The organism is Caldovatus sediminis, from assembly GCF_014644455.1.
GTDB lineage: Bacteria > Pseudomonadota > Alphaproteobacteria > Acetobacterales > Acetobacteraceae > Caldovatus > Caldovatus sediminis.
The window spans coordinates 225,460-251,458 of sequence record NZ_BMKS01000006.1 but is presented as its reverse complement, the minus strand read 5'-3'; the positions used below and the strand labels follow the sequence as shown (position 1 = coordinate 251,458).

Here is a 25,999-nt window from a genome sequence, read left to right as displayed (position 1 = left end):
GCGCCGCTCACCGGGCCGCACGCCGGCGCGCGCGGGCGAAGGTCTCGACGCGCCGGGCGGCGTCCGGCTCGTGCAGCACCGTGCCCGCCTCGCGGGGCAGGCGGCGGCGCCAGTTGGGGTGCTGGTCCACCGTGCCGGGGAGGTTCGGCTGCTCGGCCAGCGCCAGCGCGTCCTCGATCGGCAGCAGGCCGAGCACGCAGGCGGTGCCCCCGACATGCGCCATCGCCGCATCCGCGACGGCGGCGCCCGCCTCGGGCGGCGGCGGCTCGCCCGCCGCCGCGCCGCTCGCGCGCATGGCGGCCCAGAGCGCCCGGCGGTCCTTCTCGCGCGCGGCGCGCTCCGCCGCGGCGCGCCCGCCGTCATCGCCGAAGAGGCCGAGGCGCTCGCGCCATTCGATGTCGCGCCCCGCCCACCAGCCGGCGACGGTCGGCAGGTCGTGTGTCGTCGTCATCGCCGCGGCGGCGCGCTGCCAGCGTTCCGGCGGCGCGAAGCGCCCGCGCGCGTCGCGCTCGAACCAGAGCACCCGCATCCCGAGCGCGCCGTGCCGCTCGATCTGCCTGCGGAAGCCCGGCGGCACGGTGCCGAGGTCCTCGCCGATGACGACCACCCGGTGCCGATGGGATTCGAGCGCGAGCAGGCGCAACAGGTCGTCGAGCGGATAGCGGAGGTAGGCGCCCTCGCTCGGCCGCGCGCCGCGCGGCACGACCCAGAGGCGCGCGAGGCCCATCGCGTGGTCCACGCGGATGCCGCCGCCGTGGCGCATGGTGGCGCGCAGCAGCTCGGTGAAGGCGACGAAGCCGCCCTCCGCCAGCTCGCGCGGGGAGAAGGCGGTCAGGCCCCAGTCCTGGCCCATCGGCGAGAACATGTCGGGCGGCGCGCCGACGGAGACGTCCGGCAGGATCTCCCGCTGGCGGGACCAGGCATGGCTGCCGCCGGGATCGGTGCCCACCGCCAGGTCGGCGATCAGGCCGATCGGCATGCCGGCGTCGCGGCAGGCGGCCTGCGCGGCCCGGAGCGACTCGTCGGCCAGCCACTGGCAGAAGGCGTGGAAGGCGACCTCCCGGGCGTTGCCGCGGGCGAATTCCAGCACGGCGGGGGAGCGCGGGTCGCGGTACGCCTCCGGCCAGTCGCGCCAGTTCCACCTCGCCGGGTCGCGGCCGAAGAAGTGGCCGTGCAGCGCCTCGAAGCGCGCATGGTCCTCGAGCGCGTCCCCCATCGCCTCGCGGAAGGACACGAAGCCCGGGTGGTCGCCGTGGCGGTCGAACAGCCGCCGCAGGCGCGCGAGCCTCGTCCGCGCGGCGCCCGGCCAGTCCACCAGGTCGAGCGCCTCCCGCCCCTCGTCCGGCCAGGGGTCGAGGGGGCCGAGGGCGGCTTCCGGGTCGGCATGCAGGACGTTGAGGAACAGCCGGCTGGACGGTGCGTAGGGGCCGAACCGGCGCGGGTCGGCGGCGAACTGCGCATGCACCGGGCTGATCGCGACGCAGGCGGCGCCGCGCCGCGCCGCGTCGCGCGCGAAGGGCCCGATGGCGCCGAGGTCGCCGATGCCGAGGTCGCCGCGCCGGCGCAGGGAATAGAGCTGCACCGCGATGCCCCAGGGCGCCCCGTCCCGGTGCCGCTCGGCGCCGGCCTCCGCGAGCCCGAAGCAGCGCGGCGGCGCGACGGCGACCGTGGTGCCGGCGTCCGGCAGCTCCAGCCGGTGATAGCCCGGCCGGCGCGGCGGCGGCAGGCGGGCCTGGCCGGCGCGGCCGCGCCCGAGCCTGCCCTCCTGCACCTCGCCGTCCTCGAGACGCAGGCGGAAGCGGGTACCGGGGGCGTGGCCGGGGATGGCGACGCCCTGCGGCCCCTGCCGCGCGGTGATCAGCGGCGGCAGGCGAGCGCCGCGCGCGGCCAGCGCCGCGCGCGACGCCGCGGCCTCGTCCGCGGATCGCGCGGGCAGTCCGAGCGCGGCGAGCACGGCGCGCAGGGTGTCGGCCGCGACCTCGCGCTCCTCGCCGCGCGCGTCGCGCCAGCGCGCGGCGATGCCGGCCGCCTCCGCGAGGTCGCGCAGACGGTCATCGCAGGTCATCGGGCGGCGGGCGGCGCGAGCAGGGCGACGGTGCAGCGCGGCGGCAGGCGACCCGCGCCGAGCGACGCGGCGGCCCCGGCAAGGCTCTCGAACAGCAGCCGGCCGCCGCCGGCGAGGGGGGCGACGCTCGCCTGATCCGGGCCGAGATTCGCCGCGATCGTCAGGACCGCCCCGTCGCCGAGGCGCCACCGCGCCAGCACCGCGGCATCCCCGGCCGCGCCGGCGCCGATGGCGCGCGCGCCGGGGAGGCGCGGCACGATCTCCCGCCGCCGCAGCGCGAGCAGCCGGCGGTGCAGGTCGAGCACGGCGGCGTGCGGGGGGCGCGCAGCCTCGGCCGGGTCGGGGATCGAGGCGCGGAAGGTCGCCTCGGCGTTCGGGTCGGGGATGCGTTCGCGCGCCTCCGGATCGGCGAAGGCGGCGAAATGGGCGAACTCGCGGCGCCGCCCCTCGCGCACGGCGTCGGCGAGCTCGCCATGGTGGTCGGTGAAGTAGAGGAAGGGCGCGGTCGCGCCCCACTCCTCGCCCATGAACAACAGCGGCACCTGCGGGCAGAGCAGCAGCAGCGCCGTCGCCGCCGCCAGCGCCTCCGGATGCGCCAGCGCGGACAGGCGCTCGCCGCAGGCGCGGTTGCCGACCTGGTCGTGGTTCTGCAGGAACAGCACGAAGGCGGTCGGCGGCAGGTGGGCGGAGGGCTCGCCCCGCGGCGCCCCGCGGCGCGGAGCGACCTGGCCCTGGAACAGGAAGCCCTGCTCCAGCACGCGGGCGAGCTTGGCCGCGCCGTCCCCGGCGAAGTCGGCATAGTAGCCCTCGCTCTCGCCGGTCAGCAGCGGGTGCAGGGTGTTGTGGCCGTCGTCGTTCCACTGCGCGTCGAAGTGGCCGACCGGCCGCAGGTGGCGCGCGCCGTTGCGCTCGTTCTCCAGCACCAGGTGGACGTGGCGGTCGGTGATCTCGCGCCGGATGCGGGCGCCGAGCGCGTCGAGCCACGCCTCCTCGGCGATCGCGTGCACCGCGTCGAGGCGCAGGCCGTCGAAGCGGTACTCGTTCAGCCAGTAGAGCGCGTTCTCCTCGAAGAAGGCGCGCACCTCGGGCCGCCGGAAGTCGATCGCGGCGCCCCACGGCGTGCGCGCGCGCCCGTCGAAGAAGGCCCGGGCGTAGGCGTGCAGGTAGGCCCCGTCCGGCCCGAAGTGGTTGTACACCACGTCGAGGAACGCCATCAGGCCGAGGCCGTGCGCCGCGTCCACCAGCGCCTTCAGGTCCTCGGGCGAGCCGTAGGCCGTGTCCGGCGCATAGGGCAGCACGCCGTCGTAGCCCCAGTTCCGGCGTCCCGGGAAGTCGCCGACCGGCATCAGCTCGACGGCCGTGACGCCGAGGTCGCGCAGCCGCGGGAGCTGCGCCGCGACGCCGCGGAAGCCGCCGAAGACGCCGGCGTGCAGCTCGTACAGCACCGTCTCGTGCCAGGGCCGCCCGCGCCAGTCGGCGTGGCGCCAGGCATAGGCGCGCGGGTCCACCACCACCGAGGCGTCGTGCACGTCGCCCGCCTGCAGACGCGACGCCGGATCGGGCACGGCGAGCTCCGGCGCGACGCGGTACCTGTAGCGCGCCCCGGCCCCGACCGGCGCCTCGGCCTCGAACCAGCCGCCGGGAAGCGGCCGCATGGGCCGCGGCGCGCGCCCCTCGACCTCGAGCGCCACCGCGCCGGCCCGCGCGTCGGGCGCCCACAGGCGGAAGCGCGTGCGGTCCGGGGCGAGGAGCGTGGCGCCCCAGGTGGTGGGCTGGACGAAGCCGCTCGCGCTCACGGCAGGGGCAGCCTGACGGCGAGCAGCACGACGGAATGCGGCGCGACCGGCACCGCGGCGCCGTGCACGGGCCGCTCCTCCGCCAGCGGCCTCGCGCTGTCGAGGACCAGGCGCCAGCTCAGCGCCGGCGGCGGCAGCGCGAAGGCGTGGCCGGTGCGGTCCGCGTTCAGCAGCAGCAGCGTCACCTCGACCGTCCCGTCCGCCTCCGCCACGGCGCGGCGCAGCGCCAGGGTGTTCACCGCGGGCAGGTTCCAGGCCTCGGGGGTCATGGGCCTGCCGTGCTGGTCGTACCAGGCGATGTCGGGCAGCCCCGGGCGCAGCTCGGTCACGCCGTGCTGGAAGACGGGCGGGCGCAGCGTGCGCAGCCGGGCGCGCAGCGCCGCGAGGCGGGCGACGAAGGCGGTCAGCTCCCGCGCCTCCTCCGTCGCCGCGCGCCCCCAGTCCACCCAGCTGGTCTCGTTGTCCTGGCAGTAGGCGTTGTTGTTGCCGCCCTGGGTGCGGTCCATCTCGTCGCCGCCGAGCAGCATCGGCGTGCCCGCCGAGGCGAAGAGGGTGGCGAGCATCGCGCGCTTGACGCGGCCGCGCGTCGCCCGCACCGCGGGGTCGTCGGTCTCGCCCTCGACGCCCCAGTTGGCGCTGAAGTTCTCGGCGTGGCCGTCGCGGTTCCCCTCGCCGTTGGCCTCGTTGTGCCGCTCGGCGTAGGTGACCAGGTCGTGCAGCGTGAAGCCGTCGTGCGCGGCGACGAAGTTGACGCTCGCCCAGGGGCGGCGGCGGCGGCGGTCGAACAGCTCGGCGGAGCCGGTCAGCCGCGCGGCGAGGTCGGCGCGCATGCCGGGATCGCCGCGCCAGAAGCGGCGCACGCCGTCGCGGAAGCGGTCGTTCCATTCGGCGAAGCCGGGCGGGTGGTTGCCGACCTGGTAGCCGCCCGGGCCGAGGTCCCAGGGCTCGCTGATGAGCTTCACGCGCGACAGCACCGGATCCTGGCGCACCGCGTCGAAGAAGCCCGATCCGGGGTCGAAGCCCGTCCCCTCGCGCCCGAGGATGGTCCCGAGGTCGAAGCGGAAGCCGTCCACGTGGTAGGCCTCGACCCAGTAGCGCAGGCTGTCCATGATCATCTGCAGCACCCGGGGGTGCGGGACGTTGACGGTGTTGCCGGTGCCCGTGTCGTTGATGTAGCGGCGCTCGTCGCCCGGCACGAGGCGGTAGTAGGAGGCGTTGTCGAGGCCGCGCCAGCAGAGCGTCGGGCCCATCTCGCTGCCTTCGCAGGTGTGGTTGTAGACGACGTCGAGGATCACCTCGATGCCGGCGGCGTGCAGCCTGCGGACCGCGACCTTCAGCTCGTTGCGCATCCAGGGCTCGATGAGGTAGCGGGGCTCCGGCGCGAAGAACGCCAAGGTCGAGTACCCCCAGTAGTTCCGCAGGCCCTTCTCCACGAGGAAGCGGTCCTGCAGGAAGGCGTGGATCGGCAACAGCTCGATCGCGGTGGCGCCGACGCGCTGCAGGTGCTCGATGATGCGCGGATCGGCCAGCGCGGCGAAGGTGCCCCGCTCCCGCGGGCCGAGGTCCTCGCGCCGGATCGTCAGGCCGCGCACATGCGCCTCGTAGATCACCGTGCGCTCCCAGGGCACGGCGGGCGGGCGGTCGTCGCCCCAGTTGAAGCTGTCGTCGGCGACCACCGACTTCGGCATAGCCGGTGCGCTGTCCCGCCGGTCGAAGGAGAGGTCGGCGCGGTGCGCGCCGACGCGATAGCCGAACAGGGCATCCGACCAGCGCAGCTCGCCATGGAGCTGGCGCGCGTAGGGATCGAGCAGGAGCTTGTGCGGGTTGAACCGGTGCCCGCGCCGCGGCTCGTAGGGGCCGTAGGCGCGATATCCGTAGATCAGGCCCGGGCGCGCCTCGGGCAGGTAGCCGTGCCAGACCTCGTCGGTGCATTCGGGCAGCGGCAGGCGCGCCACCTCGCGCCGGCCGGCGGGATCGAACAGGCAGAGCTCGATCCGCTCGGCATTGGCGGAGAAGACGGCGAAGTTGACGCCGAGACCGTCCCAGGTGGCGCCCATCGGGTCCGGCCGTCCCGGCGCCAGGCGGTCGGGCAGGGGCGGCATCCCGGCTAGCCCTCCGGCAGGAGGACCACGGCCGCGAGCGGCGGCAGGGTCAGCGGCAGCGAGTGCGCGAAGCCGTGCATGGGGACCGCCTCGGCACCCACGTGCCCGGCGTTGCCCACGTTCGTGCCGCCGTAGGCCGCGGCGTCGGTGTTCAGCGCCTCCCTCCAGCCTCCGCCGCGCGGGACGCCGACGCGGTAGCCGTGGCGCGGCACCGGCGTGAAGTTGCACACGACGAGCGCGGGCCGGTCCCCCTCCGCGCCGAGGCGCAGCCAGGCGAAAACGCTCTGCGCGCGATCGTCGCCGATCACCCAGCGGAAGCCCTCGGGCGAGTCGTCGCGGCGGTGCAGCGCCGGTTCGGCGCGCAGCAGCGCGTTCAGGTCGCGCACCAGCGTCTGCACGCCGCGGTGGCGCGGGTCGTCCAGCAGGTTCCAGGGGAGCTGGGCGTCGTGGTTCCACTCCGTGGGCTGGGCGATCTCGCCGCCCATGAACAGCAGCTTCTTGCCCGGGTGGGTCCACATGAAGGCGAGGTAGGCGCGCAGGTTGGCGAACCGGCGCCACGGGTCGCCCGGCATCTTGCCGAGCAGGCTGCCCTTGCCGTGCACGACCTCGTCGTGGCTGAGGGGCAGGACGAAACGCTCCGACCAGGCGTAGACCAGGCCGAAGGTGACGTGGTCGTGGTGCCAGGGGCGGTGCACGGGGTCGAAGGACATGTAGCGGAGCGTGTCGTGCATCCAGCCCATGTTCCATTTGTAGTGGAAGCCGAGCCCGCCCCCGGCGGCGGGGCGGCTCACGCCGGGCCAGGCGGTGGATTCCTCGGCGACCATGATGGCGCCCGGGCAGCGCTCGGCGACGACGCCGTTCAGCTCGCGCAGGAAGTCTACGGCCTCGAGGTTCTCGCGCCCGCCGTAGCGGTTCGGCACCCATTCGCCCGGCGCCCGCGAGTAGTCGCGGTAGAGCATCGAGGCCACCGCGTCCACGCGCAGCCCGTCGGCATGGTAGTCCTCGAGCCAGTGCAGCGCGCTCGCGATCAGGAAGCCGCGCACCTCGTGCCGGCCGAAATTGTAGATCAGCGTATTCCAGTCGCGGTGGAAGCCCTCGCGCGGGTCGGCGTGCTCGTAGAGCGGCGTGCCGTCGAAGCGGCCGAGGCCGTGCGGGTCGGTCGGGAAGTGCGCCGGCACCCAGTCGAGGATCACGCCGATGCCCGCCGCGTGGCAGCGGTCCACGAAGCGGGCGAAGCCCTCCGGCGGGCCGTGGCGCGCGGTCGGCGCGAACAGGCCGAGCGGCTGGTAGCCCCAGGAGCCGCCGAACGGGTGCTCGGTCACGGGGAGCAGCTCGACATGCGTGAAGCCCATTCCGGCGACGTAGGGGATCAGCCGGTCCGCGAGCCTGTCCCAGTCCGGCGCCGCGCCGTCCTCCTGCCGCCACCAGGAGGCGCTGTGCACCTCGTAGATGCTGATCGGCGCGTCCGCGGCGTTGCGCGCGCCGCGCCCGGCCATCCACTCCGCGTCGGTCCAGGCGAAGGGCGCCGGGTCGGCGACGCGGCTCGCGGTGCCGGGCGGCGCCTCGGTGGCGCGCGCGACGGGATCGGTCTTCAGCGGCAGCAGGCGCCCCTGCGCGTCCAGCAGCTCGTACTGGTAGAGCGCTCCCGGCGCGAGGCGCGGGATGAACAGCTCCCACACGCCGGCTTCCTGGCGCCGGCGCATCGGGTGGCGCCGCCCGTCCCAGGCGTTGAACGGGCCGACGACGGAGACGCGCAGCGCGTTCGGCGCCCAGACCGCGAAGCGCACGCCGGGCACGCCGTCCACGCGCATCGCCCGCGCGCCGAACACGCGGCCGAGCTCGCGATGCCGGCCCTCCGCGAAGAGATGCATGTCGAGCGCGCCGAGCAGCAGGCCGAAGGCATAGGGGTCTTCCGTCTCCTGCACGCCGCCCGGCCAGCGGATGCGCAGGCGGTAGGGACCTGCGCCGGCCGGCCCGGCGAAGAGGCCGGCCGGATGCACCCGCGGCAGCGGCACCGGCGCGGCGTGTCCGCCGCGCACGACCTCCACCCCGAGAGCGCCTGGCTGGAAGCTGCGCACCTCGCCCCCGTGCGGGCCGAGGACCGCGAAGGGGTCGCCGTGCCGGCCGGCGACGATCGCCTCGATCGCGTCCGGGTCCATCGTCACCCCAGGATCCGGTAGGCGAGCGCGGCCAGGCCGCGCGCAGGGACGGGGAGCCAGGACGGACGGTTCGCCGCCTCGTAGCGGACCTCGTACGCCGCCTTCTCGACCAGGAACAGGTCGAGCAGCCGGTCCGCCCCTTCCGCCGGCACCCAGGGGTGCGGCGCCTCCTGCGCGACGGCCCGGTAGGCGGAGAGGAAGGCGTCGGACGCCTCGGCGCGCCAGCGCTCGAGCAGGGCGGCGCGGCGCTCGGTCGGCGCGGCGGTGGCGGTCCCGCTCGCCTCGGTCGCGGTCGCGACCGCGGCCGCGTAGTCGAGGCTGCGGAGCAGGCCGGCGAGGTCGCGCAGCGGGCTGGTCTTGGCGCGGCGCTCCTCCAGCCGACGCGCGGGCTCGCCCTCGAAGTCCACGATCACGGCGTCGCCCTGGGCGACGAGGACCTGGCCAAGGTGGAAGTCGCCGTGAACGCGCGTCTTCAGCGCGCCCGGCGCCGCCTGCGCGAGCCTGCGCACCGCCCGCTCCAGCGCGCCGCGGCGCCGCACCAGCGCGCCGACGAGTTCCGCGGTCTGCGGATCGGGCCAGTCGCGCGGCTGCGCCAGCAGCTCGAGCGCCGGGCCGAGCTGGGCGATCACGCCCGCCGCCCACCGCTCGCCGTCTCCCTCCCCCGCCGTCTCGGGCGCGAAGGCCGGGTCCGGGCTCGGCATGGCGAGGGTGGCGTGGAGCTCGCCGAGCCGGCGGCCGAGCGAGGCGGCGAAGGTGAGGTAGCCGGCGAAGGAGTCCTCGGGCAGCGTGTCGGTCAGCGCCGCCTCGTCCACCGACCGCGCCAGCCAGTCGAGCGTCCAGCCCCAGCCGTCGCCCTGGTTGCGCACGAAGCCCTGCAGCAGCATCAGCGTGTGCGGGGTGCCGTCCGGCGCGACGCGCACCACCTCGCCGAGCTGCGACGCGATGTTGGCGAAGCCGGCCTCGGTCAGGTGCCGCGTCATCTCCGCCTCCGGGTGGATGCCGGCGACGATGCGGCGCAACACCTTGAGCACCGCGACGTCGCCGAGGATGACGGAGGAGTTGGACTGCTCGGCCGAGAGGCGGCGGATCTCTGCGCCCTCCGGCACCGCCAGCTCGGCCAGGCGCGAGGTGGCGCGGAAATGCACCTCGCCCTCGTCCGTCGGCACCCGCGCGCGTGCGCGGAGCAGCGCCACCACGGCGGTCGGCAGCAGGTCGGAGGCGAAGGCGTCGGTCAGGTAGGCGACGCGCCGCCCCTGGCGCAGGCGCGAGAGGGCGAGCTGCGTCACGAGCAGGCTCGACGTGTCCTCCTCGACATCGGCGAGCGGCAGGCAGTAGCGCTCGACCCGGTCGGGGAGCGTGGCTTCCGCCTCGGCCAGCGCCAGGCGCCTGCCGGTGCCGGGCAGCGTCGCGGTCGCCGCCAGCCGCACGACGCGCAGCTTCTCGTCCTTCGCGGCGAACCAGCGCCGCTTGGGGAGGTAGGCGGGCAGCACCTCGCGCTCCAGTTCGCGGCGCACGCCCTCCGGCAGCAGCTCTTTCGTCCCGGCGGGCAGGACCAGCGTGCGCAGTTCCGGCAGCGGCTCCGGCTGCCGCGTGTGCCAGGGGGGCAACGCCTGCTCGGTGGCCAGCAGGAACCAGTAGAAGCTGTAGGGCGGCAGCGTCAGCACGTAGGGGAGCTGGCCGATCGGCGGGAGGGCGGTGCCGCCGAGCATCTCCACCGGCACCCGCCCGGCGAATCCGGCGAGGTCGAGCTCGACCGCCTGCACCGCGCGGGAGAGGTTGAAGACGCAGAGGACCGTATCCTCGTCCTCGCAGTCCCCCTTCGCGCACTCGCGCACATAGGCCAGCACCTTGCGGTTGCCGGGGTAGAGCAGTCGCATCGCGCCGCGGCCGAAGGCGCGGCTGCGCTTGCGCAGCGCCAGCATGCGCCGCATCCAGTTGAGCAGGCTGTGCGGGTCGCGCGCCTGCGCCTCGACGTTCACCGCCTGGTAGCCGTACAGCGGGTCCTGGATCGCCGGCAGCACGAGCTGCGCCGGGTCGGCGCGCGAGAAGCCGCCGTTGCGGTCCGGCGACCACTGCATCGGCGTGCGCACCCCGTCGCGGTCGCCGAGGAAGATGTTGTCGCCCATGCCGATCTCGTCGCCGTAGTAGATCACCGGCGTCCCCGGCAGCGACAGCAGCAGCCCGTTCATCAGCTCGATCCGCCGCCGGTCGCGCTCGAGCAGCGGCGCGAGGCGGCGCCGGATGCCGAGGTTGAGGCGGGCGCGCCTGTCGGCGGCGTAGGTCGCCCACAGGTAGTCGCGCTCGCGGTCGGTGACCATCTCGAGCGTCAGCTCGTCGTGGTTGCGCAGGAAGATCGCCCACTGGCAGCCCGCGGGGATCTCCGGCGTCTGGCGCAGGATGTCGGTGATCGGGAACCGGTCCTCCTGGGCGATCGCCATGTACATCCGCGGCATCAGCGGGAAGTGGAACGCCATGTGGCATTCGTCGCCGTTGCCGAAGTACTGCTGCGTGTCCTCCGGCCACTGGTTGGCCTCGGCGAGCAGCATGCGGTCGCGGTAGCGGGTGTCGACCTCGGCGCGGATGCGCTTCAGGACCGCGTGCGTCTCGGGGAGGTTCTCGTTGCTCGTGCCCTCGCGCTCCACCAGGTAGGGCACCGCGTCCAGCCGCAGCCCGTCGATGCCCATGTCGAGCCAGAAGCGCATGACCGCCAGCACCTCCCGCAGCACGCGCGGGTTGTCGTAGTTGAGGTCCGGCTGGTGGCTGTAGAAGCGGTGCCAGTAGTAGGCCCCGGCCACCGGGTCCCAGGTCCAGTTCGACTTCTCGGTGTCCAGGAAGATGATGCGCGTCTCGGGATACTTGTGGTCGTCGTCGGACCAGACGTAGTAGCTGCGCGCCGGCGAATCCGGCGGCGCCGCCCGCGCCCGCTGGAACCAGGGATGCTGGTCCGAGGTGTGGTTGATCACCAGCTCGGTGACCACCTTGAGGCCCCGCGCGTGCGCCTCGCGCACGAAGCGGCGCGCGTCGGCGAGGGTGCCGTAGTCGGGATGCACGCCGCGGTAGTCCGAGATGTCGTAGCCGTCGTCGCGGCGCGGGCTCGGGTAGAAGGGCAGCAGCCAGACCGTGTCCGCGCCGAGGTCGGCGATGTAGTCGAGCTTCTGGATCAGGCCCGCGAAGTCGCCGACGCCGTCGCCGTTCGAATCGAAGAAGCTCTTGACGTGGAGCTGGTAGATCACCGCGTCGCGGTACCATTGCGGGTCGAGCTCCCGGCGCCGTCCGCCGCCCTGCCGCGCCATCAGCCCCCCTCCGCGGGGCGCACCCGCCAGATCCCGAAGGGCAGCTCGTGCGGGTCGAGCCGCAGGCGCTGCACCTTGCCGCGCCAGGTGAAGCGATGGCCCCGCATCAGGTCCTCGGCCGCCAGCGCGGCGTGGTCCGGCAGGCCCCATTCCCACAGCGGCAACTCGACCGCCGCCTCCTGCACGGCATGCGGGTCGAGGCTGACCGCGACGAGCACGACGTTCGAGCGGTCCGGCGTCGCCTTGCGGTACCACAGCACGCTGTCGTTGAAGGCGTTGTGGAAGGCGAGGCCGAGATGCGTCTGCAGCGCCGGGTTCGCCCTGCGGATCGCGTTCAGCCGCGCGATCTCGGTCGCGATGTTGCCGGGGCGGTCCCAATCCCAGGCGCGGATCTCGTACTTCTCGCTGTCGAGGTACTCCTCCTTGCCGGGGATCGCGCGCCCCTCGCACAGCTCGAACCCGTTGTACATGCCCCAGAGCCCCGACAGTGTGGTCGCGAGCGCGGCGCGGATCAGGAAGCCCGGCCGGCCCGAGGTCTGCAGGAAGTAGGGATTGATGTCGGGCGTGTTGACGAAGAAGTTCGGGCGGAAGAAGTCCTTCGGCGCCGTCTCCGTCAGCTCCGTCAGATAGTCCTCGATCTCCCGCTTGTGGTTGCGCCAGGTGAAGTAGGTGTAGGACTGCGAGAAGCCGATCTTGGCCAGGCGGTACATCATCTTCGGCCGGGTGAAGGCCTCCGAGAGGAAGATGCAGTCCGGGTGCTCGGCGCGGATGTCGGCGATCAGCCACTCCCAGAAGGGCAGCGGCTTGGTGTGCGGGTTGTCCACCCGGAACGTCCTCACGCCCTGCTCCACCCAGAAGCGCACCACATCGCGCAGCGCCACCCACAGCGAGGGGACGGCGCCGTCCCCGTAGAACTCGACATTGACGATGTCCTCGTACTTCTTGGGCGGGTTCTCGGCGTAGCGCAGGCTGCCGTCCGGGCGCCACGCGAACCACTCCCTGTGCCGGCGCAGCCAGGGATGGTCGGGGGCGGCCTGGATCGCGAAGTCGAGCGCGAGCTCCATCCCGTGCGCGTGCGCGGCGTCGCGCAGGCGGCGGAAGTCCTGCAGCGTGCCGAGCTCGGGGTGGATCGCGTCGTGCCCGCCCTCCTCGGAGCCGATGGCGTAGGGGCTGCCCGGATCGCCCGGCTCGGCGACGAGGCTGTTGTTGCGGCCCTTGCGGTTCACGCGGCCGATCGGGTGGATGGGCGGGAAGTAGAGCACGTCGAAGCCCATCGCCCGGATCCGCGGCAGCTGGCGGATCACGTCGTCGAAGGTGCCGTGGCGCTTCGGGTCGCCGGACTGGCTGCGCGGGAACAGCTCGTACCAGGAGGCGAAGCGCGCCTGGGTGCGGTCGGCCTCGACCGGATACTCGGCGCTGCGGCTGCGGAAGGGGCGCTCGTCGGCCGCGCGCATCAGCGCGGCGGTGTCCTCGGAGAGCAGCAGCGTCAGGCGCTCCGGCTCCGGTGCCGCCCGCAGGCGGGCGGCGAGCTGCGCCAGCTCGCCGCCCGCCCGCTCGGCGGCGCGCGCGATGAGGAGGCGGCCCTCCTCCAGCTCCAGCGCGATGTTCAGGCCGGCGGCGTGCTTCTTCTCCAGCTCGTCGCGGAAGGAGGCGAAGACGTCGCGCCACGCCTCGACGCAGAACAGGTGGCGGCCCACCCGCTCCAGCGGGAAGCGCGCGCCCCAGCGGTCGTTGCCGAGCGGGCGCATCCGCACCTCGCGCCACTCCGCCTCGTCGCCGGGGCGCCAGAGCAGCGCGGCGGCAAGCCTGTCGTGGCCGTCGCAGACCAGGTCGGCCTCGACCTCGACCACCTCGCCCACCGTGCGCTTCACCGCGAAGCGGCCGTCGTCCACGGCCGGGCTCACCGCCTCGATCGCGAGGCGCGGCAGGGCGCGCGCCGCGGCGGCAGCCGCCGGGACGGCCGCCGCGGGCCGGATCGGCGCGCTCCGCGGGGCGAGGAGGATCTTCGCCTCGCCGGGCGCAAGCACGATCTCGGCGTCGGGGCCGAGCGCCGCCTCCCCGCGCGGCCAGTCGGCGCGGAACGGGCCGAAGGCGCCGCCCGCGCCGGGCAGCAGGGTGGCGAGGACCGCGGTCGCGCCGGCGTGCAGGTCCGGGTTCGCGAGCAGCAGCGTGGCGGCCCCGGCCAGCCTCGCATCCGGCCCGGCGGCGCGCAGCAGCGCCACGACCGGCGCCTCCGCCCCGCTCAGCATCCGCAGCTCGCCGGACCGTCCCGCCAGCGCGGGCGCGGCCGCGAGCCGGGCATTGCAGGCGCGTAGTTCCTCGCCGAGGTCGAAGGCGGCGTTCCGGCGCAGCCAGTCCCAGTCGCCGGGACGGTCGCGCGCGGGATCGAGCGGGCGCCGCGCGCCGTACTCCATGCCCATCGGCACGATCCAGCCGGCGCCGGACCCCAGCGCCGCCGCCGCGCGAAGTTGCCGACGCGCCGCGCGCTCCGCCGCGCCGGCCTCCTCGTGGCAGGCGGCGACGCGGGGGCCGAAGGGCGCCTCCGGCACCGACAGCGCGGGCGCCACCATCGCCAGCCGCGCCGCCTCCTCGGCCAGCCAGGCGGCGCGGAAGTCCCACCAGGCGAGCGAATCGCAGGTCGCCGCGAAGCCCGCATCCGCGAGCGCGGCGGCCTCGGGCGCCGGGACGCTCGGCGTCCAGGCGATGAAGCGCGCGCCGGGCAGCGCGGCGGTCAGCCTGCGCCAGAGCGCGGCCGGCACGCGGTGCGGCGCGTCGCAGCGGAAGCCGGCCACGCCCGCCGCGGCCCAGCGGCGCAGGCGGTCCTCCCACCACGCGCCGTAGGCCGCCTCGACCGCCGGATCCTCGAGGCGCGGACGCAGCACGCCCTGCTCGAGCGAGACGCGGCGCGGATCGGGCAGCCCCCCGCCGGCCGGCGAGTCGAACCAGCCGGGGCGCTCCGCCGCGAGGCGTCCGTCGGCCGCCACGCGGTCGAGCACCAGATCGAGGAACAGGTCGAGGCCGCGCGCACGCGCCGCGGAGGCGAGCGACGCGAGCAGCGCGTCCGCGTCCCCCGCGCCGGCATCGCCGGACACGAGCACCGGATGGGGGCGATCGTGGTCCGCAGCGTGGAACAGGTTGCCGCTTCGCCCCGGAGCGAAGGGCGGCGCCACGAGAACGGCGGAGAAGCCGAGCGCGGCTACGCGCTCCAGCGCCGCATCCCAGGCCGGCAGCGGACCCACCAGCAGCGGATGCAGCGCATAGAGGCGGAATGGTGCATCGCCGGGCGCTCTCGCCCTCGCCGTCGCCGTCCCCGATGCCGTGTCGGCCGCGCCCGCCGCATTCGATCGTCGCACGCTGCAATAGTTCCCGCCTACTTACGGTCAATATGCCGAGCAACGCCATGCACCGTCCATGGTGGACGACCGCCGCGTTCACCAAAACGAGAGCGCGGCAGGCGAACCCCGTGCCCCGCCAGGAAGGCCGCGAGCGGGCGAGACCGCGCGCCTCGACCGCTCCGCGCGGCATCGTCCGGCACCGCGACCATGCGCGCGGCGCGATCCCGAGATCCGATGCGCTTGCGGAACCGACCCCGCCGCATGAGGCTGTCCGCGCGTCCGCCACGGCGCAGGGACATGCCGCAGCCGCGCCATGGGGCACGGCTCGCCCACGACCGACGCCCGCGACGCCACGCAGGCGCCGAGGGAGGCGCCCGGCACGGCGGCCCGGCCCGCCGCCCCGGGCGCGGCCGAGACCGCGGAGCGAGGGATGCGGACGTGACCTGGCGGATCGCCGCCGATGTCGGCGGCACCTCCACCGACCTCCAGATCCTCGGTGCACGCTCCGGCGTCGTGCGCGCATGGAGGCCCCCGACGACGCCCGACGATCCCTCGGCCGGTCTCATGTCCGGCCTGCGCGAGGCGGCGGAGCGCTTTGGCTTCGCGCGCGCGGAGGGCGGCCTGCTGCCGCACGGCGCCGCCATCGCCACCAACGTCGTGCGGGAGCACCGGCTCGCCCGCGACGTGCTGCTGGACACGGCGGGCTTCAAGGAGGTGCCGGAGATCAACCGCCACGTCCGCCGCGACAGCCACGGGCTCGCACCCGATCCCGTCCCGACGCTGATCCCGCGCGACCGGCGCCTCGGCGCGGCGGAACTGGTGCGCGCCGACGGACGGCGGGGCGTCCGCTCGACGGGCCGCCATCCCGGCGCGGCGCGACCCCGCGGCCGCAGCTCGCGACCGCGCACCGGGCGACGTGACCGATTGGACGAGGAACCGGCGATGGCGCAACCTGGGCCGTGCGGGAATCGCTTTCGGAAAGGCGGGAGGGACGCGACATGGACTTCAGCGGCAAGGTGGCGGTGGTGACGGGCGGCGCCAACGGGATCGGGCGCGCCGTCGCGCTCGGCTTCGCCCGGCGCGGGGCGAAGGTCGTCGTCGTGGACCGCGACGCCGAGGCCGGCGCCGCGGTCGCGGCCGAGATCGGCAAAGGGTCGGCGATCTTCCGCGCCGCGGACGTGACCCGCTCGGCCGACGTGCAGGCCTATGTGCAGGCGGCGCTCGACGCCTTCGGCGCGATCGACTGCTTCCACAACAACGCCGGCATCGAGGGGCGCGTGGCGCCGACGGCGGAGTACGACGAGGCCACCTTCGACGCGGTGATGGGCGTCAACGTCAAGGGCGTGTTCCTCGGCCTGCGCCACGTGCTGCCGGCGATGATCCGCCAGGGGCGGGGCGCGGTGGTGAACACGGCCTCGATCGCCGGGCTGGTCGGGACGGCGGGGATGCCGGCCTACGTCGCGTCCAAGCACGCCGTGATCGGGCTGACGAAGGTGGCGGCGGGCGAGGTCGGACCCCTCGGCATCCGCGTGAACGCGGTCTGCCCGGGACCGATCGCAACGCGCATGGTGCAGGACATCGCTCGGCAGGTCTCGCCGAACAACCCGGAGAGCGTGGAGGAGCGCTACACGGCCTCGATCCCGCTGCGCCGCTACGGAACGCCGGAGGAGGTGGCGAACGTCGTGCTGTTCCTGTGCTCCGATCTCGCGAGCGACATCACCGGGGCGCAGTACGTCGTGGACGGGGGGCGGACGGCGGCGCCGGCGGTCGGCGTGTCGCAGGGCCTCGGGCGTTAGAGCCGATCGCGGACGGCTGGAAACGGCCGGGAGCGTGGATCGGCTCGGCCAACGACGCGCGGGAGCCGTTGCCGCGAGCACAGCCGAGCGAAAACGGCTTCAGGGCAGATCGCAGGCGGCCGGAAACGGCCGGAAGCGCGCCCCTGCCCGACGAGCGACGCGCGAGGCCCGGTGCGGCGGGTGGGGGTGCCGAGCAGGGCCGCCAGCTCGGCGAAGACCGGCCCGATCGGGTTCGGGTCCGGGCGGTCGGGCGGCAGCAAGAGCAGGCGCGCCCCGACGGCCGCGCGCACGCCCCCGATCTCCCGGTTGCCGGGGTCGTCGGGCACCACGGTGTCGCCGGGGCGCGGGCGGGGCGCCAGGAACTGCCCGGCATGGACGCGGCAGCCCAGGCCGCTGATCGCGCCGTCGCGCACGCACGACGGGGGCGACGATGCCATCGGCCCTGGGGCCTGCCGGCGGGGCCGAGGTCTCCCGGTGCCCGTGCGGCACGGCGGCGGCGCGCTCGCCGCGCGGCCCGCGCCCCGTGCGGCGGGCCATGTTCGCCCGCTGATCGCCCTCGGCGCTCAACCGTTGTCGAAGACCGGGCGTTCGGGATCGAGGCGGAGACGCCGCTCGCGCCAGGCGACGCGGGCGGCGGCTGCCCCGCCGCGGCGCAAGACGATCATCCCCTCGACGGCGCCCAGCCGTAGACCCGCTGCGCGGTGCCGCCCATCAGCGTCGCGCGGTCGCCGTCCGACAGCCGATCGCTGACGCGGAAGGCCTCCACCCCCTCCCTGTACGACAGCAGGGCGACCGCGCGGGTCCAGTCGGTTCCCCACATGCAGCGGTCGAGGCCGAAGGCGTCGAAGATACGGCCGAGCGGGTCCCAGATGTCCCGGTAGGGGAAGGGCTCGTGCGACAGCGTGCAGGCCCCGGTGACCTTCACCACGACGTTGTCGTGCCTCGCGAGGGCGAGCAGCTTCGGCAGGTCGGCCCATGGCTGCGCCGGCGGCGGCGGCTCAAAGGGCTGCGGCAGGCCGAGGTGGTCGATCACCAGCCGCGTGTCGGGGTTCCGCGTCGCGAGCGCCGCGACCTGCGCCAGCCGCCCATAGGCGAGCAGGTTCACCGGCAGGGAATGCCGCGCAGCGGCGGCCAGCACGCGGTTGATGCCCGGGTCGGCCGGGTCGGCCGGGACGTCGCCGCGCATCATGATCCGGATGCCGACCGCCCCAGGCGTGGACGCCCAGTCGGCGATGGTGTCGCCCACCGCGGGGTCGCTCGGGTCCACCGGCTTGACCAGCGCGAAGCGGCCAGGATGCTTCGCGCGCACCTCGATCGCGTAGCTCGCGTCGTAGCGGTACATGGTGAAGGGCGAGACGAGGATCGCGCCATCCACGCCGACCGCATCCATCGCGGCCACCATGTCGTCGCCCGTGACCTCCGGCGGGCCGTGCAGCACGGCCGCCCAGGGGCGCCCCGGATGGTCGCGCTCGTAGGCATGCACCTGGGCATCGATCGTCGGCATGACGTTCCCCTTCCCGCCCGCCATCCGATGCCCTTCGGGACGAGGACCTCCCGCCCGGTGCCCGGGCGCGCCGGACGAGCGGCGGTCGGGGACGCTACGCTCCGGCGCGGCACCGTTCAAGGACCGGGCCGGCGCCGTCGCGCGCGCATCGCGCATGCCGTCGCCCGGCCTGGCGAGCCGGCGATCCCGGCGCCACGGTCGCGGGCCGCGTCCGCGTCCCGGAAGTGGTCCATCGGGCGGGGGGAACGGCGTGCGGCGCGTCAGGCCGATGCGCGGATGCGTCCGCCGGGCCGCGTCTTCCGGCGTCGCGGCGTGCTGACGCGCCGCATGCGGCAACGGGGCTTCGCCGCGCTCCCGGCGGCCCGATCGCCGCGGTCCGGACGGCCGCGTCCCCGACAGTCCGCCTCCGCGCAGGCCGGAGCCGCGCCTCCTGGGGCCGAAACCTGCGCGATGCGGCAGCGGAGACGGCGGAGGCGGCGCGGTGCGGGACGGGCTCCGGCGCGGCGAAGCGGCGGATCCGCGTCGGGAGGCGCGGTCGCCCGCCGCCTCGGCCAGCCGCCCGCCCGAGGGGTGGCGCCAGGTCGCGCCGCAGCCGCGCGGATCTCGCAAGGGACGGACCGCGTGCCGCGCGGGTCAGCGCCCTTCGCCGCCCGCGACCTCGGCGGGACGACGCGGCGCGGCCGCGGTGCGGGACGAACGGCCCGCCCCCGCGGGGACGAGGAGCGCGCGCCGCTCCTCGAGGCCCATCGCGTCCCAGCGCAACCGCGCGTCCTCGCGCGTCGTCGCGAGCGGGGGGCGGGCGCGCCGCATCCGCTGCGCCACGCGCGCCTGCTGCGGCGGCGTCAGCTCGTCGAAATGGCGCGCCAGCCAGGGGTTGCGGCGCACCACCTCCGCGGTCGGCGGCGGCGCGTGGCGCGCGCAGGCGGCGAGCGGCACGGCGGCGAGCAGCGCGAGGGCGCGGAGCGCCGCGCGGCGGCCGCGCGGCATCGTCCGCCTCAGCGCCCCACCGCGTAGCCCTGCATGCCGCGCGGATTGGCCCCGGCGAGGATCTGCCCGTCCGGCTCGCGCCGCGCGCCGGTGAGGCGGCCCTCGGACCACTCCCCGCCCATCTCGGCGCGGTGGCCGCGCGCCTGGAGCTCGGCCAGCACCTCCGGCGCGTAGCGGCCCTCGATCACGACCTTGCCGGGCCTGGCGCCGCGCGGCCAGAAGCTGCTGATCCAGTGCTCGCAGTGGAAGCTCGGCATGTCGATCGCCTGCTGGATGCCGAGGCCGTGGTGCAGCATCCGCAGCAGCATCGTGGCCTGCCACTGGTCCTGCTGCTCGCCGCCCGGCGTGCCGTAGCTCATCCACGGCCTGCCGTCGCGCAGCACCAGCGAGGGCGAGAGGGTGGTGCGCGGGCGCTTGCCCGGCTGCAGGCCGTTGGGGAGCGACTCGTCGAGCCAGAACATCTGGCAGCGCGTGCCGAGGCAGAAGCCGAGCTCCGGGATCGCCGGCGAGGACTGCAGCCAGCCCGCCGAGGGCGTGGCGCTGACCATGTTCCCCCAGCGGTCGATCACGTCCACGTGGCAGGTGTCGCCGCCCGAGGCGCCGAGGCGGGCGACGGTCGGCTCCCCGCTGCCGGCGGCGGCGGCCATCTCCTCGGCGCGGCGCACCGCGGCGGCGTAGTCGGGGGCGCGCGGGGCGCGGCCGTCCGGGCTGCCGGGGCGGAATTCGAGGCTCGCGCGCTCGCCGATCAGCGTGCGCCGCTCGGCGTTGTAGGCGGGGGAGAGCAGCGTCGCCATCGGCACGTCGGTGAAGGCCGGGTCGCCGTACCAGGCCTCGCGGTCGGCGAAGGCGAGCTTCTGCGCCTCGACCACGGTGTGGATGAACTCGGCGCCGAGCGGGTCCATGGCGCCGAGGTCGAAGCCGTCGAGCAGCGCCAGCGTCTGCAGCAGCGCCGGCCCCTGGCTCCAGGGGCCGCACTTGAGGACGGTGTGGCCGCGGTAGTCGAAGGCGAGCGGCGGCTCGATCGTGGCCCGCCAGCCGGCGAGGTCGTCGGCGGTGATCAGGCCGCGGTGGCGGCGGCCGGAGGTGTCGAGCGCCTCGAAGCCGCGGGCGAAGCGGTCAATGGCTTCGGCGACGAAGCCGCGGTAGAAGGCGTCGCGCGCCGCCTCGATCTGGCGCTCGCGGTCGGCGCCGGCAGCCTCGGCCTCGCGCACGATGCGCTCATAGGTGTCGGCGAGGACGGGGTTGGCGTAGAGGCCGCCCGGCTCGGGCCCGCCGTTCCGCAGCCACAGCGCCGCGGAGGTCGGCCAGGCGCTCTCGAACAGCGGGCGCACCGTCTCGATCGTGGCGCGCACGCGCGGCACCATGTGGGCGCCGTTCCGCGCGTAGCCGATCGCGTATTCCAGCACGTCGCGCACGCGCCAGGTGCCGTGCTCGCGCAGCATCAGCATCCAGGCGTCGAAGGCGCCGGGGACGGGCGCGCAGAGGAACCCGGTGCCGGGGACGAGGTCGAGGCCGAGCTCGCCCTTGAGCTTCGCCACCGTCATCGCGCGCGGCGCCGGCCCCTGGCCGCAGATCACCTGCTGCGCGCCGAGCCGCGCGCTGTGCAGGAGGATCGGGCAGTCGCCGCCGGGGCCGTTCAGGTGCGGCTCGACGATCTGCAGGGTGAAGCCCGCGGCGGCGGCGGCGTCGAAGGCGTTGCCGCCACGCTCGAGCACGGCCATGCCGACCTGGCTCGCGATCCAGTGCGTGGAGGCGACGGCGCCGAAGGTGCCGGCGATCTCGGGACGGGTGGTGAACATCGGGGCGCGGTCCTCCGGGGCGGAGCCTGGGGAAGCGCGGACTGGCTATGCGCACCGGCGCGAGGCCGTCAATCGGGTCGGGCCCCGCGGCACATCGGTGCCGGCACGTCGTCGGACGGACGGCGAGGGCACGGGGCCGCGGCACCGCGTGCCGCAGGCCGCAGCGCCGTGCGCGCCGGCGGCGCTCCGGGCGCGGACTTGGCGCCGAGGCGAGGAGGATGCGCCGCCCGCGCGGTCCCGCGGCGCCTGCGCTCGGCGCGCGGATGCATCGCTGCGGCGCGGCTGACCTCCTGGCGGTGCGGGATCGCCGTCGCGCCGGGCAGCGTGTGGTGGATGGGGCACCGGGCGCGCTCGTCGCGGGACGCGGGACCCGGCCTGGCGCGGCGGTCCCCGCGCCGCGCCACACGCCGCGGCACGCGGCATGGCCCGTGCGGCGGCGGCCCGCTCGCGCACAGGCCCTGGCGGCGATCGCCCGATGCGGCGCCATGCTCCGGTCGCGCGCCGTCGCCACCGCGCCGGGCCGCGAGGGTGGAGCGGCCACCACGGGCCCGGATGAGATCCGGCCGAAATCCCGCGTCGGGCGGCGCCCGGGCCATCGCGCGCGGCAGCCGCGATATCGTCTCAAAACGTGAGATCGAATGCCGCAGCGGCGAGAGTGCCGCGGCGCCGCCGCGCATGCGTTGAACAGCGGGCCGGGACCTTTGCGTCAATCGCCCCTTTTTGATTCGTCGTCGTTCTCACTTCGCTCCCATTGTCTCCCGAAACGTACGGAGGCCGGCATGAGGCTGAGGCGCCTGCGCAGCACCCTGCGGGACCGCAAGGGCGCGACGGCGGCAGTGTTCGCCGCCAGCGCCGTCACCGTGTTCGGGCTGGTGGCCCTCAGCGTCGAGGGCGGACACTGGTATTTCGCGAAGCGGAACCAGACCAGCGCCGTGGACATGGGGGCACTCGCCGGCGCGAACGCGCGCTACTGGAGCGGCCTGAGCAACCCCAGCGCCACCGCCGAGAACGAGGGGCGGACGGTGGCGCGACAGACCGTGGAGGCCAACGGCTTCGTCCACGGCGCCACGTCCTACGGCGGGGCGACCGAGGTCGAGATCAACATCCCGCCCAAGTCCGGTCCCAACGCGGGCAACAGCTACGCCGTCGAGGCGATCGTGCGGCAACGCCTGCCGACCTTCATCGCCGGGCTGTTCACGGGGCACTCCGAGGTGCTCGTGCGGTCGCGCGCGGTCGCGGCGAGCATGATCATCGGCCCGGCCTGCGTCCTCTCCCTGCATGGCACGCTGACCTTCACCGGCAGTTCGACCGCGGCGACGCCGGGATGCGTCATGGGCTCGAACGCGAACATCCGCGTGCAGGGCATGGGCACGACCGTCAACACGGCGGGGCTCTACGCGCATGGCACCTGCGACGGCTGCACCCAGTCCAACGTCACCGCCAGCTATGTCGGGAGCGGCCAGCCGCCTCTGCCCGACCCCCTCAGCAGAAGCGTGCAGGGCGCCCCCTATCCCACCTCGTGCCCCGGCGGCTCGACCGGCCAGTCGGCGAAATCCATCAACGACGCGATCCAGAACCACTTCAAGAACTCGACCCAACCGTTCCGGTTCGGCAGCACCACCGGCCAGACCTACATCTGCGGAAGCGGCGGGGGACCGAACAGCACGCTCCAGCTCACCGCGTCGCAGGTGGTGGACCTGAGGCCCGGAACCTACTACTTCGTCGGCACCGACCTGACGATCAATTCGTCCAACGCGGCGCTCATCTGCTCGCAGTGCGTGCCCGGCGGCGCCGGCGTGACGCTCGTCTTCACCAGCGACGGGAACAGGAATCCCGGCGTTCTCACCCTGAATGGCGGGACCATGCAGCTGAACGCCCCCGGCAGCGGCGCCTACGAGGACCTCCTCATCTACCGGGGTCCCGACGTGAATCCGTGCAGCGGCAGCAACGCGAACTGCCCGCCGCGCACACTGATCAACGGCAGCAACAGCACCAACCTGATCGGCAACATCTACGCGCCGACCGGCCAGATCACCATGAGCGGCAACAGCAACAACGCCCTGATGTGCACGATCCTGGTGGCCCACACCATCACCTTCACCGGCAACACCGACATGGCCCGCGACTGCGAGCGGATCGGCATCGAGCCCCAGAAGGTGCGCGTCGTCCGGCTCCTCGAGGCGAGCTAGCGCGCTTGCCTCCGGCCACGGCCGGCGCAGGCCGCCAGGGACCGCAGCCGGCTGCGGCGTCCGGGACGCCTCGATCCGCCGCACCAGCGCCTGGCCAAGACCGGGATCGGGCCAGCGGTCGGCAGGGCCGGCGACGCACCGGCCGGGCGCGTCACCCCTGGAATGGGCGGAGCGGCGCAACAGCCGCCGCCCGAGCCGATCCGCAGCATGCCGCCCGCTGTCGAGGCGCGACCTGACGACCGGGAGGCGCCGCCCTGGCGGTGCAATCCACCCCGAACGGCCGCCGGCAAGCCCGGCGCGGTTCGGGTCGCCCTTGCCACGAGGGGGCCGGCACTCCGGGCCGCAGCGCGCTATCCGAACACCTCGCCCCACGCCGCCATCAGCGCGGCGTCGGCCTCCTCCATGGTCGCCGTGACTCCCAGCTTCCACAGGCTGGTCACGCCGTGCCCGACGATGCCGCAGGGCACGATGCCGGCGAAATGGGAGAGGTCCGGGTCCACGTTCAACGCCACCCCGTGCCAGGAGACCCAGCGGGTGATACGCACGCCGATCGCGGCGATCTTCGCCTCGCCGCCGGCGGAGGCGCGGTCGGCAACCCAGATGCCGACCCGGCCCGCGCGCCGCTCGCCCCGGATGTTGAAGCGGTCGAGCGCACGGATCAGCCATTCCTCCAGCGCGTGGACGTAGGCCCGCAGGTCGCGCGCCGGCACGCCGCCATGCGGCCGTGCGAGATCGAGCATGACGTAGGCGGTGCGCTGCCCGGGTCCGTGGTAGGTCCACTGGCCTCCGCGGCCGGCGCGGAACACCGGGAACCGGGTCGCGTCCCGCAGGTCCTCCGCCCGCGCGGAGGTGCCGGCGGTGTAGGTGGGCGGGTGCTCGAGCAGCCAGATCCGCTCGCCCGCCTCTCCGGCGCGGATGGCGGCCACCCGCGCCTCCATCGCCGCCAGGGCCTCCGGATAGGGCACGGGGGCGGCGGCGACGACCCATTCCGGGCCCGGCGGAGCCGGCCGCACCGGACGCGTTGATGCCCGCGGCGTCATCCGCTATATGCCCCGGCCTGTCGCGAGCGGTCGTGGCGGAATGGTAGACGCGCCAGCTTGAGGTGCTGGTGGGGGAAACCCCGTGGAAGTTCGACTCTTCTCGACCGCACCAACCTTCCTTCCTTCCCGGGCACCCCCGTCCGCCCATCCGCGCCGGGCGCCTGCCGGGGGACAGATTCCCCGTCCGGCCGTGGCGACGCAAATCCCCGCCGTGCGGGAGGCGGACCCTTTCCCCGAGACCGCCTCTTCCGCGCCGGGTGCGGCGGTCTGGGTCGCCCCCTCCTGCCCAAGGCTTCGTCAGGCCAGGATCGCCACGCCCGACCGCGCGGCGCGGGGCCTCGCCCCGCGTCCCGCCGCCGGCACGGTGGGCGCGCAGGCGGCGGGCGGAGCGCCGCCGCGTTCAGACCGGACGGCGCCGCAGCGCGCCGAGCGCCTCCCGCATCCGCCGCGTCACCCAGGCGTTCACGGGCGGGACGCTCATCAGGAACATCAGGGCGACCAGCGCCGCCAGCGCCGCGCTGATCGGCCGCGTGAAGAACGGCGTGACGTCGCCGCCCGAGAGCACCAGGCCACGCAGCAGGTTCTTGTCCAGCAGGTCGCCGAGCACGATGCCGAGCACCAGCGGCGCCATCGGGAAGCGCAGCTCGCGCAGCACGAACCCGACCAGGCCGGCGCCGAGCATCACCCAGACGTCGAACAGCCGTGAGGTGATGGCGAAGGCCCCGACGCAGCACAGCACGAACACCACCGGCATCAGCCGCTCGCGCGGGATCAGCAGCACCCAGAGCAGCGGGCGCACCAGCACGAGGCCGTAGACCAGCTTCACCATGTCGGCGAGGATCAGCATCGCGACGATCTGGTAGATGAACTCCGGCGTGGTGATCGCGAGCATCGGCCCCGGGTTGAGCCCGTGGATCATCATCGCCGCCATCAGCACCGCCGCCGGCGCGCTGCCCGGCACGGCGAGGGTGAGGACGGGGATGATCGCGCCGGGGACGCAGGCGCTCTCGCCGGTCTCGGCGGCCATCAGGCCCTCGACGCTGCCCTTGCCGAACTGCTCCGCCTCCCTGCTCGCGCGCCTGGCGGCGGCGTAGCTGGTCCAGGCGGCGATGTCCTCGCCGAGGCCCGGCATCGCGCCGACGAAGGTGCCGAGCGCGCCGGAGCGCAGGATGGTGCGCCAGTACCGCAGCACGTCGCGGATGCGCGGGACGACCGAGTCGATCTTCGAGGACACCGCCCTCACCGCCGGTCCGCGCATGGCGGAGAGCACCTCGGCCACGCCGAACACGCCGACCAGCACCGGCAGCAGGCCGAGCCCGCCGGCGAGGTCGGTGCTGCCGAAGGCGAAGCGCGGATAGGCGTGGTTCGCCTCCTGCCCGATGGTCGCGACGAACAGGCCGAGGAAGCCCGCGATGTAGCCCTTCAGCGGGTCGCCGCCGGAGAGCGAGCCGGCGATGACGATGCCGAACATCGCCACCCAGAACATCTCGTAGGACTGGAACTCCAGCGCGTACTCGCCGATCACCGGCGCGAACAGCGCGAGGCAGAGCGCGCCGAATAGCGTGCCGAGCCAGGATCCCGCGGTGGAGATGCCCATCGCCCGCCCCGCGAGCCCTTGCCGCGCCAGCGGGTAGCCGTCGAGCGTCGAGGCCGCCGAAGCCGGGGTGCCGGGGATGTTGAGCAGGATCGCGCTGCGCGACCCGCCATAGATCGCGCCGACATAGACGCAGACCAGGACCAGCAGCGCGACGGAGGAGTCCATCGAGAAGGTGAGCGTGGTGAGCAGCGCCACGCCCATCGTCGCGGTCAGCCCGGGCAGAGCGCCGACCAGGATGCCGACCAGCGTCGCCCAGAGCGCATGGACGGCCGCGCCTCCCTGCAGCACATGGGCGAAGCCCGCGCCGAGCATGCCGAGCGCGTCAAGCATCGTCGGC

General features: G+C 74.8%; 14 protein-coding genes and 1 tRNA gene. 4 read left to right on the top strand and 11 right to left on the bottom strand.

Going from position 1 to position 25,999, the window contains the following annotated elements; translation table 11 throughout:
- Positions 1-7: 7 nt before the first annotated feature.
- The 6 genes from malQ to IEX99_RS12180 are packed head-to-tail and all read right to left on the bottom strand — an operon-like array spanning position 8 to position 14,654.
- Positions 8-2,065: a 4-alpha-glucanotransferase gene (gene malQ, locus IEX99_RS12205; RefSeq protein ID WP_188900583.1), complete on the bottom strand. Its 2,058-nt coding sequence runs from the start codon at positions 2,063-2,065 to the stop codon at positions 8-10.
- Positions 2,062-3,861, bottom strand: coding sequence for a malto-oligosyltrehalose trehalohydrolase (treZ, locus tag IEX99_RS12200; RefSeq protein WP_188900580.1), 1,800 nt, complete (start codon positions 3,859-3,861; stop codon positions 2,062-2,064). The genes malQ and treZ overlap by 4 nt, the downstream gene beginning before the upstream one ends.
- Positions 3,858-5,963 carry a glycogen debranching protein GlgX gene (gene glgX / locus IEX99_RS12195; protein WP_188900578.1) on the bottom strand — a complete coding sequence of 702 codons (2,106 nt, stop codon included), beginning with the start codon at positions 5,961-5,963 and terminating at the stop codon, positions 3,858-3,860. Before glgX ends, treZ begins: the two co-directional genes overlap by 4 nt.
- Positions 5,964-5,968: 5 nt before the next feature.
- On the bottom strand, positions 5,969-8,122 hold the full coding sequence (gene glgB, locus IEX99_RS12190; protein ID WP_188900774.1) for a 1,4-alpha-glucan branching protein GlgB: 2,154 nt from the start codon (positions 8,120-8,122) through the stop codon (positions 5,969-5,971).
- A gap of 2 nt (positions 8,123-8,124) precedes the next feature.
- Positions 8,125-11,415: a maltose alpha-D-glucosyltransferase gene (treS, locus tag IEX99_RS12185; protein ID WP_188900576.1), complete on the bottom strand. Its 3,291-nt coding sequence runs from the start codon at positions 11,413-11,415 to the stop codon at positions 8,125-8,127.
- Positions 11,415-14,654, bottom strand: a complete 3,240-nt coding sequence (locus IEX99_RS12180) for an alpha-1,4-glucan--maltose-1-phosphate maltosyltransferase (protein ID WP_229677979.1) — start codon at positions 14,652-14,654, stop codon at positions 11,415-11,417. The genes treS and IEX99_RS12180 overlap by 1 nt, the downstream gene beginning before the upstream one ends.
- A gap of 9 nt (positions 14,655-14,663) precedes the next feature.
- Between IEX99_RS12180 and IEX99_RS12175 the strand changes: the two genes are divergently transcribed.
- Positions 14,664-15,779 (top strand): hydantoinase/oxoprolinase N-terminal domain-containing protein, encoded by a 1,116-nt coding sequence (locus IEX99_RS12175; RefSeq protein WP_308421489.1) that lies wholly within the window; start codon positions 14,664-14,666, stop codon positions 15,777-15,779.
- Positions 15,749-16,546 (top strand): SDR family NAD(P)-dependent oxidoreductase, encoded by a 798-nt coding sequence (locus tag IEX99_RS12170; protein WP_188900572.1) that lies wholly within the window; start codon positions 15,749-15,751, stop codon positions 16,544-16,546. The genes IEX99_RS12175 and IEX99_RS12170 overlap by 31 nt, the downstream gene beginning before the upstream one ends.
- Before the next feature lie 661 nt (positions 16,547-17,207).
- Here IEX99_RS12170 and IEX99_RS12165 read toward each other — a convergent pair.
- The 3 genes from IEX99_RS12165 to IEX99_RS12155 all read right to left on the bottom strand — a co-directional run bounded on the left by IEX99_RS12165 (position 17,208) and on the right by IEX99_RS12155 (position 20,836).
- Positions 17,208-18,050 carry an amidohydrolase family protein gene (locus IEX99_RS12165; RefSeq protein ID WP_188900571.1) on the bottom strand — a complete coding sequence of 281 codons (843 nt, stop codon included), beginning with the start codon at positions 18,048-18,050 and terminating at the stop codon, positions 17,208-17,210.
- Positions 18,051-18,683: 633 nt separating this feature from the next.
- Complete coding sequence (locus tag IEX99_RS12160; protein WP_188900569.1) at positions 18,684-19,037, bottom strand: hypothetical protein; 354 nt, start codon at positions 19,035-19,037, stop codon at positions 18,684-18,686.
- Between the two features lie 8 nt (positions 19,038-19,045).
- Positions 19,046-20,836, bottom strand: a complete 1,791-nt coding sequence (locus IEX99_RS12155; RefSeq protein ID WP_188900567.1) for a gamma-glutamyltransferase family protein — start codon at positions 20,834-20,836, stop codon at positions 19,046-19,048.
- A gap of 779 nt (positions 20,837-21,615) precedes the next feature.
- On the opposite strand from IEX99_RS12155, the gene IEX99_RS12150 reads away from it, so the two are divergent.
- Positions 21,616-23,025: a pilus assembly protein TadG-related protein gene (locus tag IEX99_RS12150; protein WP_188900565.1), complete on the top strand. Its 1,410-nt coding sequence runs from the start codon at positions 21,616-21,618 to the stop codon at positions 23,023-23,025.
- Between the two features lie 350 nt (positions 23,026-23,375).
- On the opposite strand, the gene lipB is transcribed toward IEX99_RS12150, so the two are convergent.
- Positions 23,376-24,065, bottom strand: a complete 690-nt coding sequence (gene lipB, locus IEX99_RS12145; protein WP_188900563.1) for a lipoyl(octanoyl) transferase LipB — start codon at positions 24,063-24,065, stop codon at positions 23,376-23,378.
- Positions 24,066-24,091: 26 nt separating this feature from the next.
- Between lipB and IEX99_RS12140 the strand changes: the two genes are divergently transcribed.
- Positions 24,092-24,177: transfer RNA gene (locus tag IEX99_RS12140), tRNA-Leu, on the top strand.
- Between the two features lie 288 nt (positions 24,178-24,465).
- Here IEX99_RS12140 and IEX99_RS12135 read toward each other — a convergent pair.
- Entirely contained in the window at positions 24,466-25,992 is a 1,527-nt protein-coding gene (locus IEX99_RS12135; protein ID WP_229677977.1) for a tripartite tricarboxylate transporter permease, read from the bottom strand.
- Positions 25,993-25,999 lie beyond the last annotated feature (7 nt).

Bases quoted from the DNA above. Each gene is read 5' to 3' on its own strand.
- treS (WP_188900576.1), bottom strand. From the start codon at position 11,415: ATGGCGCGGCAGGGCGGCGGACGGCGCCGGGAGCTCGACCCGCAATGG.
- IEX99_RS12150 (WP_188900565.1), top strand. From the start codon at position 21,616: ATGAGGCTGAGGCGCCTGCGCAGCACCCTGCGGGACCGCAAGGGCGCG.
- IEX99_RS12155 (WP_188900567.1), bottom strand. From the start codon at position 20,836: ATGTTCACCACCCGTCCCGAGATCGCCGGCACCTTCGGCGCCGTCGCC.
- glgX (WP_188900578.1), bottom strand. From the start codon at position 5,963: ATGCCGCCCCTGCCCGACCGCCTGGCGCCGGGACGGCCGGACCCGATG.
- IEX99_RS12160 (WP_188900569.1), bottom strand. From the start codon at position 19,037: ATGCCGCGCGGCCGCCGCGCGGCGCTCCGCGCCCTCGCGCTGCTCGCC.
- IEX99_RS12170 (WP_188900572.1), top strand. From the start codon at position 15,749: ATGGACTTCAGCGGCAAGGTGGCGGTGGTGACGGGCGGCGCCAACGGG.
- malQ (WP_188900583.1), bottom strand. From the start codon at position 2,065: ATGACCTGCGATGACCGTCTGCGCGACCTCGCGGAGGCGGCCGGCATC.
- IEX99_RS12175 (WP_308421489.1), top strand. From the start codon at position 14,664: ATGCAGCGCATAGAGGCGGAATGGTGCATCGCCGGGCGCTCTCGCCCT.
- lipB (WP_188900563.1), bottom strand. From the start codon at position 24,065: ATGACGCCGCGGGCATCAACGCGTCCGGTGCGGCCGGCTCCGCCGGGC.
- IEX99_RS12165 (WP_188900571.1), bottom strand. From the start codon at position 18,050: ATGCCGACGATCGATGCCCAGGTGCATGCCTACGAGCGCGACCATCCG.
- IEX99_RS12135 (WP_229677977.1), bottom strand. From the start codon at position 25,992: ATGCTTGACGCGCTCGGCATGCTCGGCGCGGGCTTCGCCCATGTGCTG.
- glgB (WP_188900774.1), bottom strand. From the start codon at position 8,122: ATGGACCCGGACGCGATCGAGGCGATCGTCGCCGGCCGGCACGGCGAC.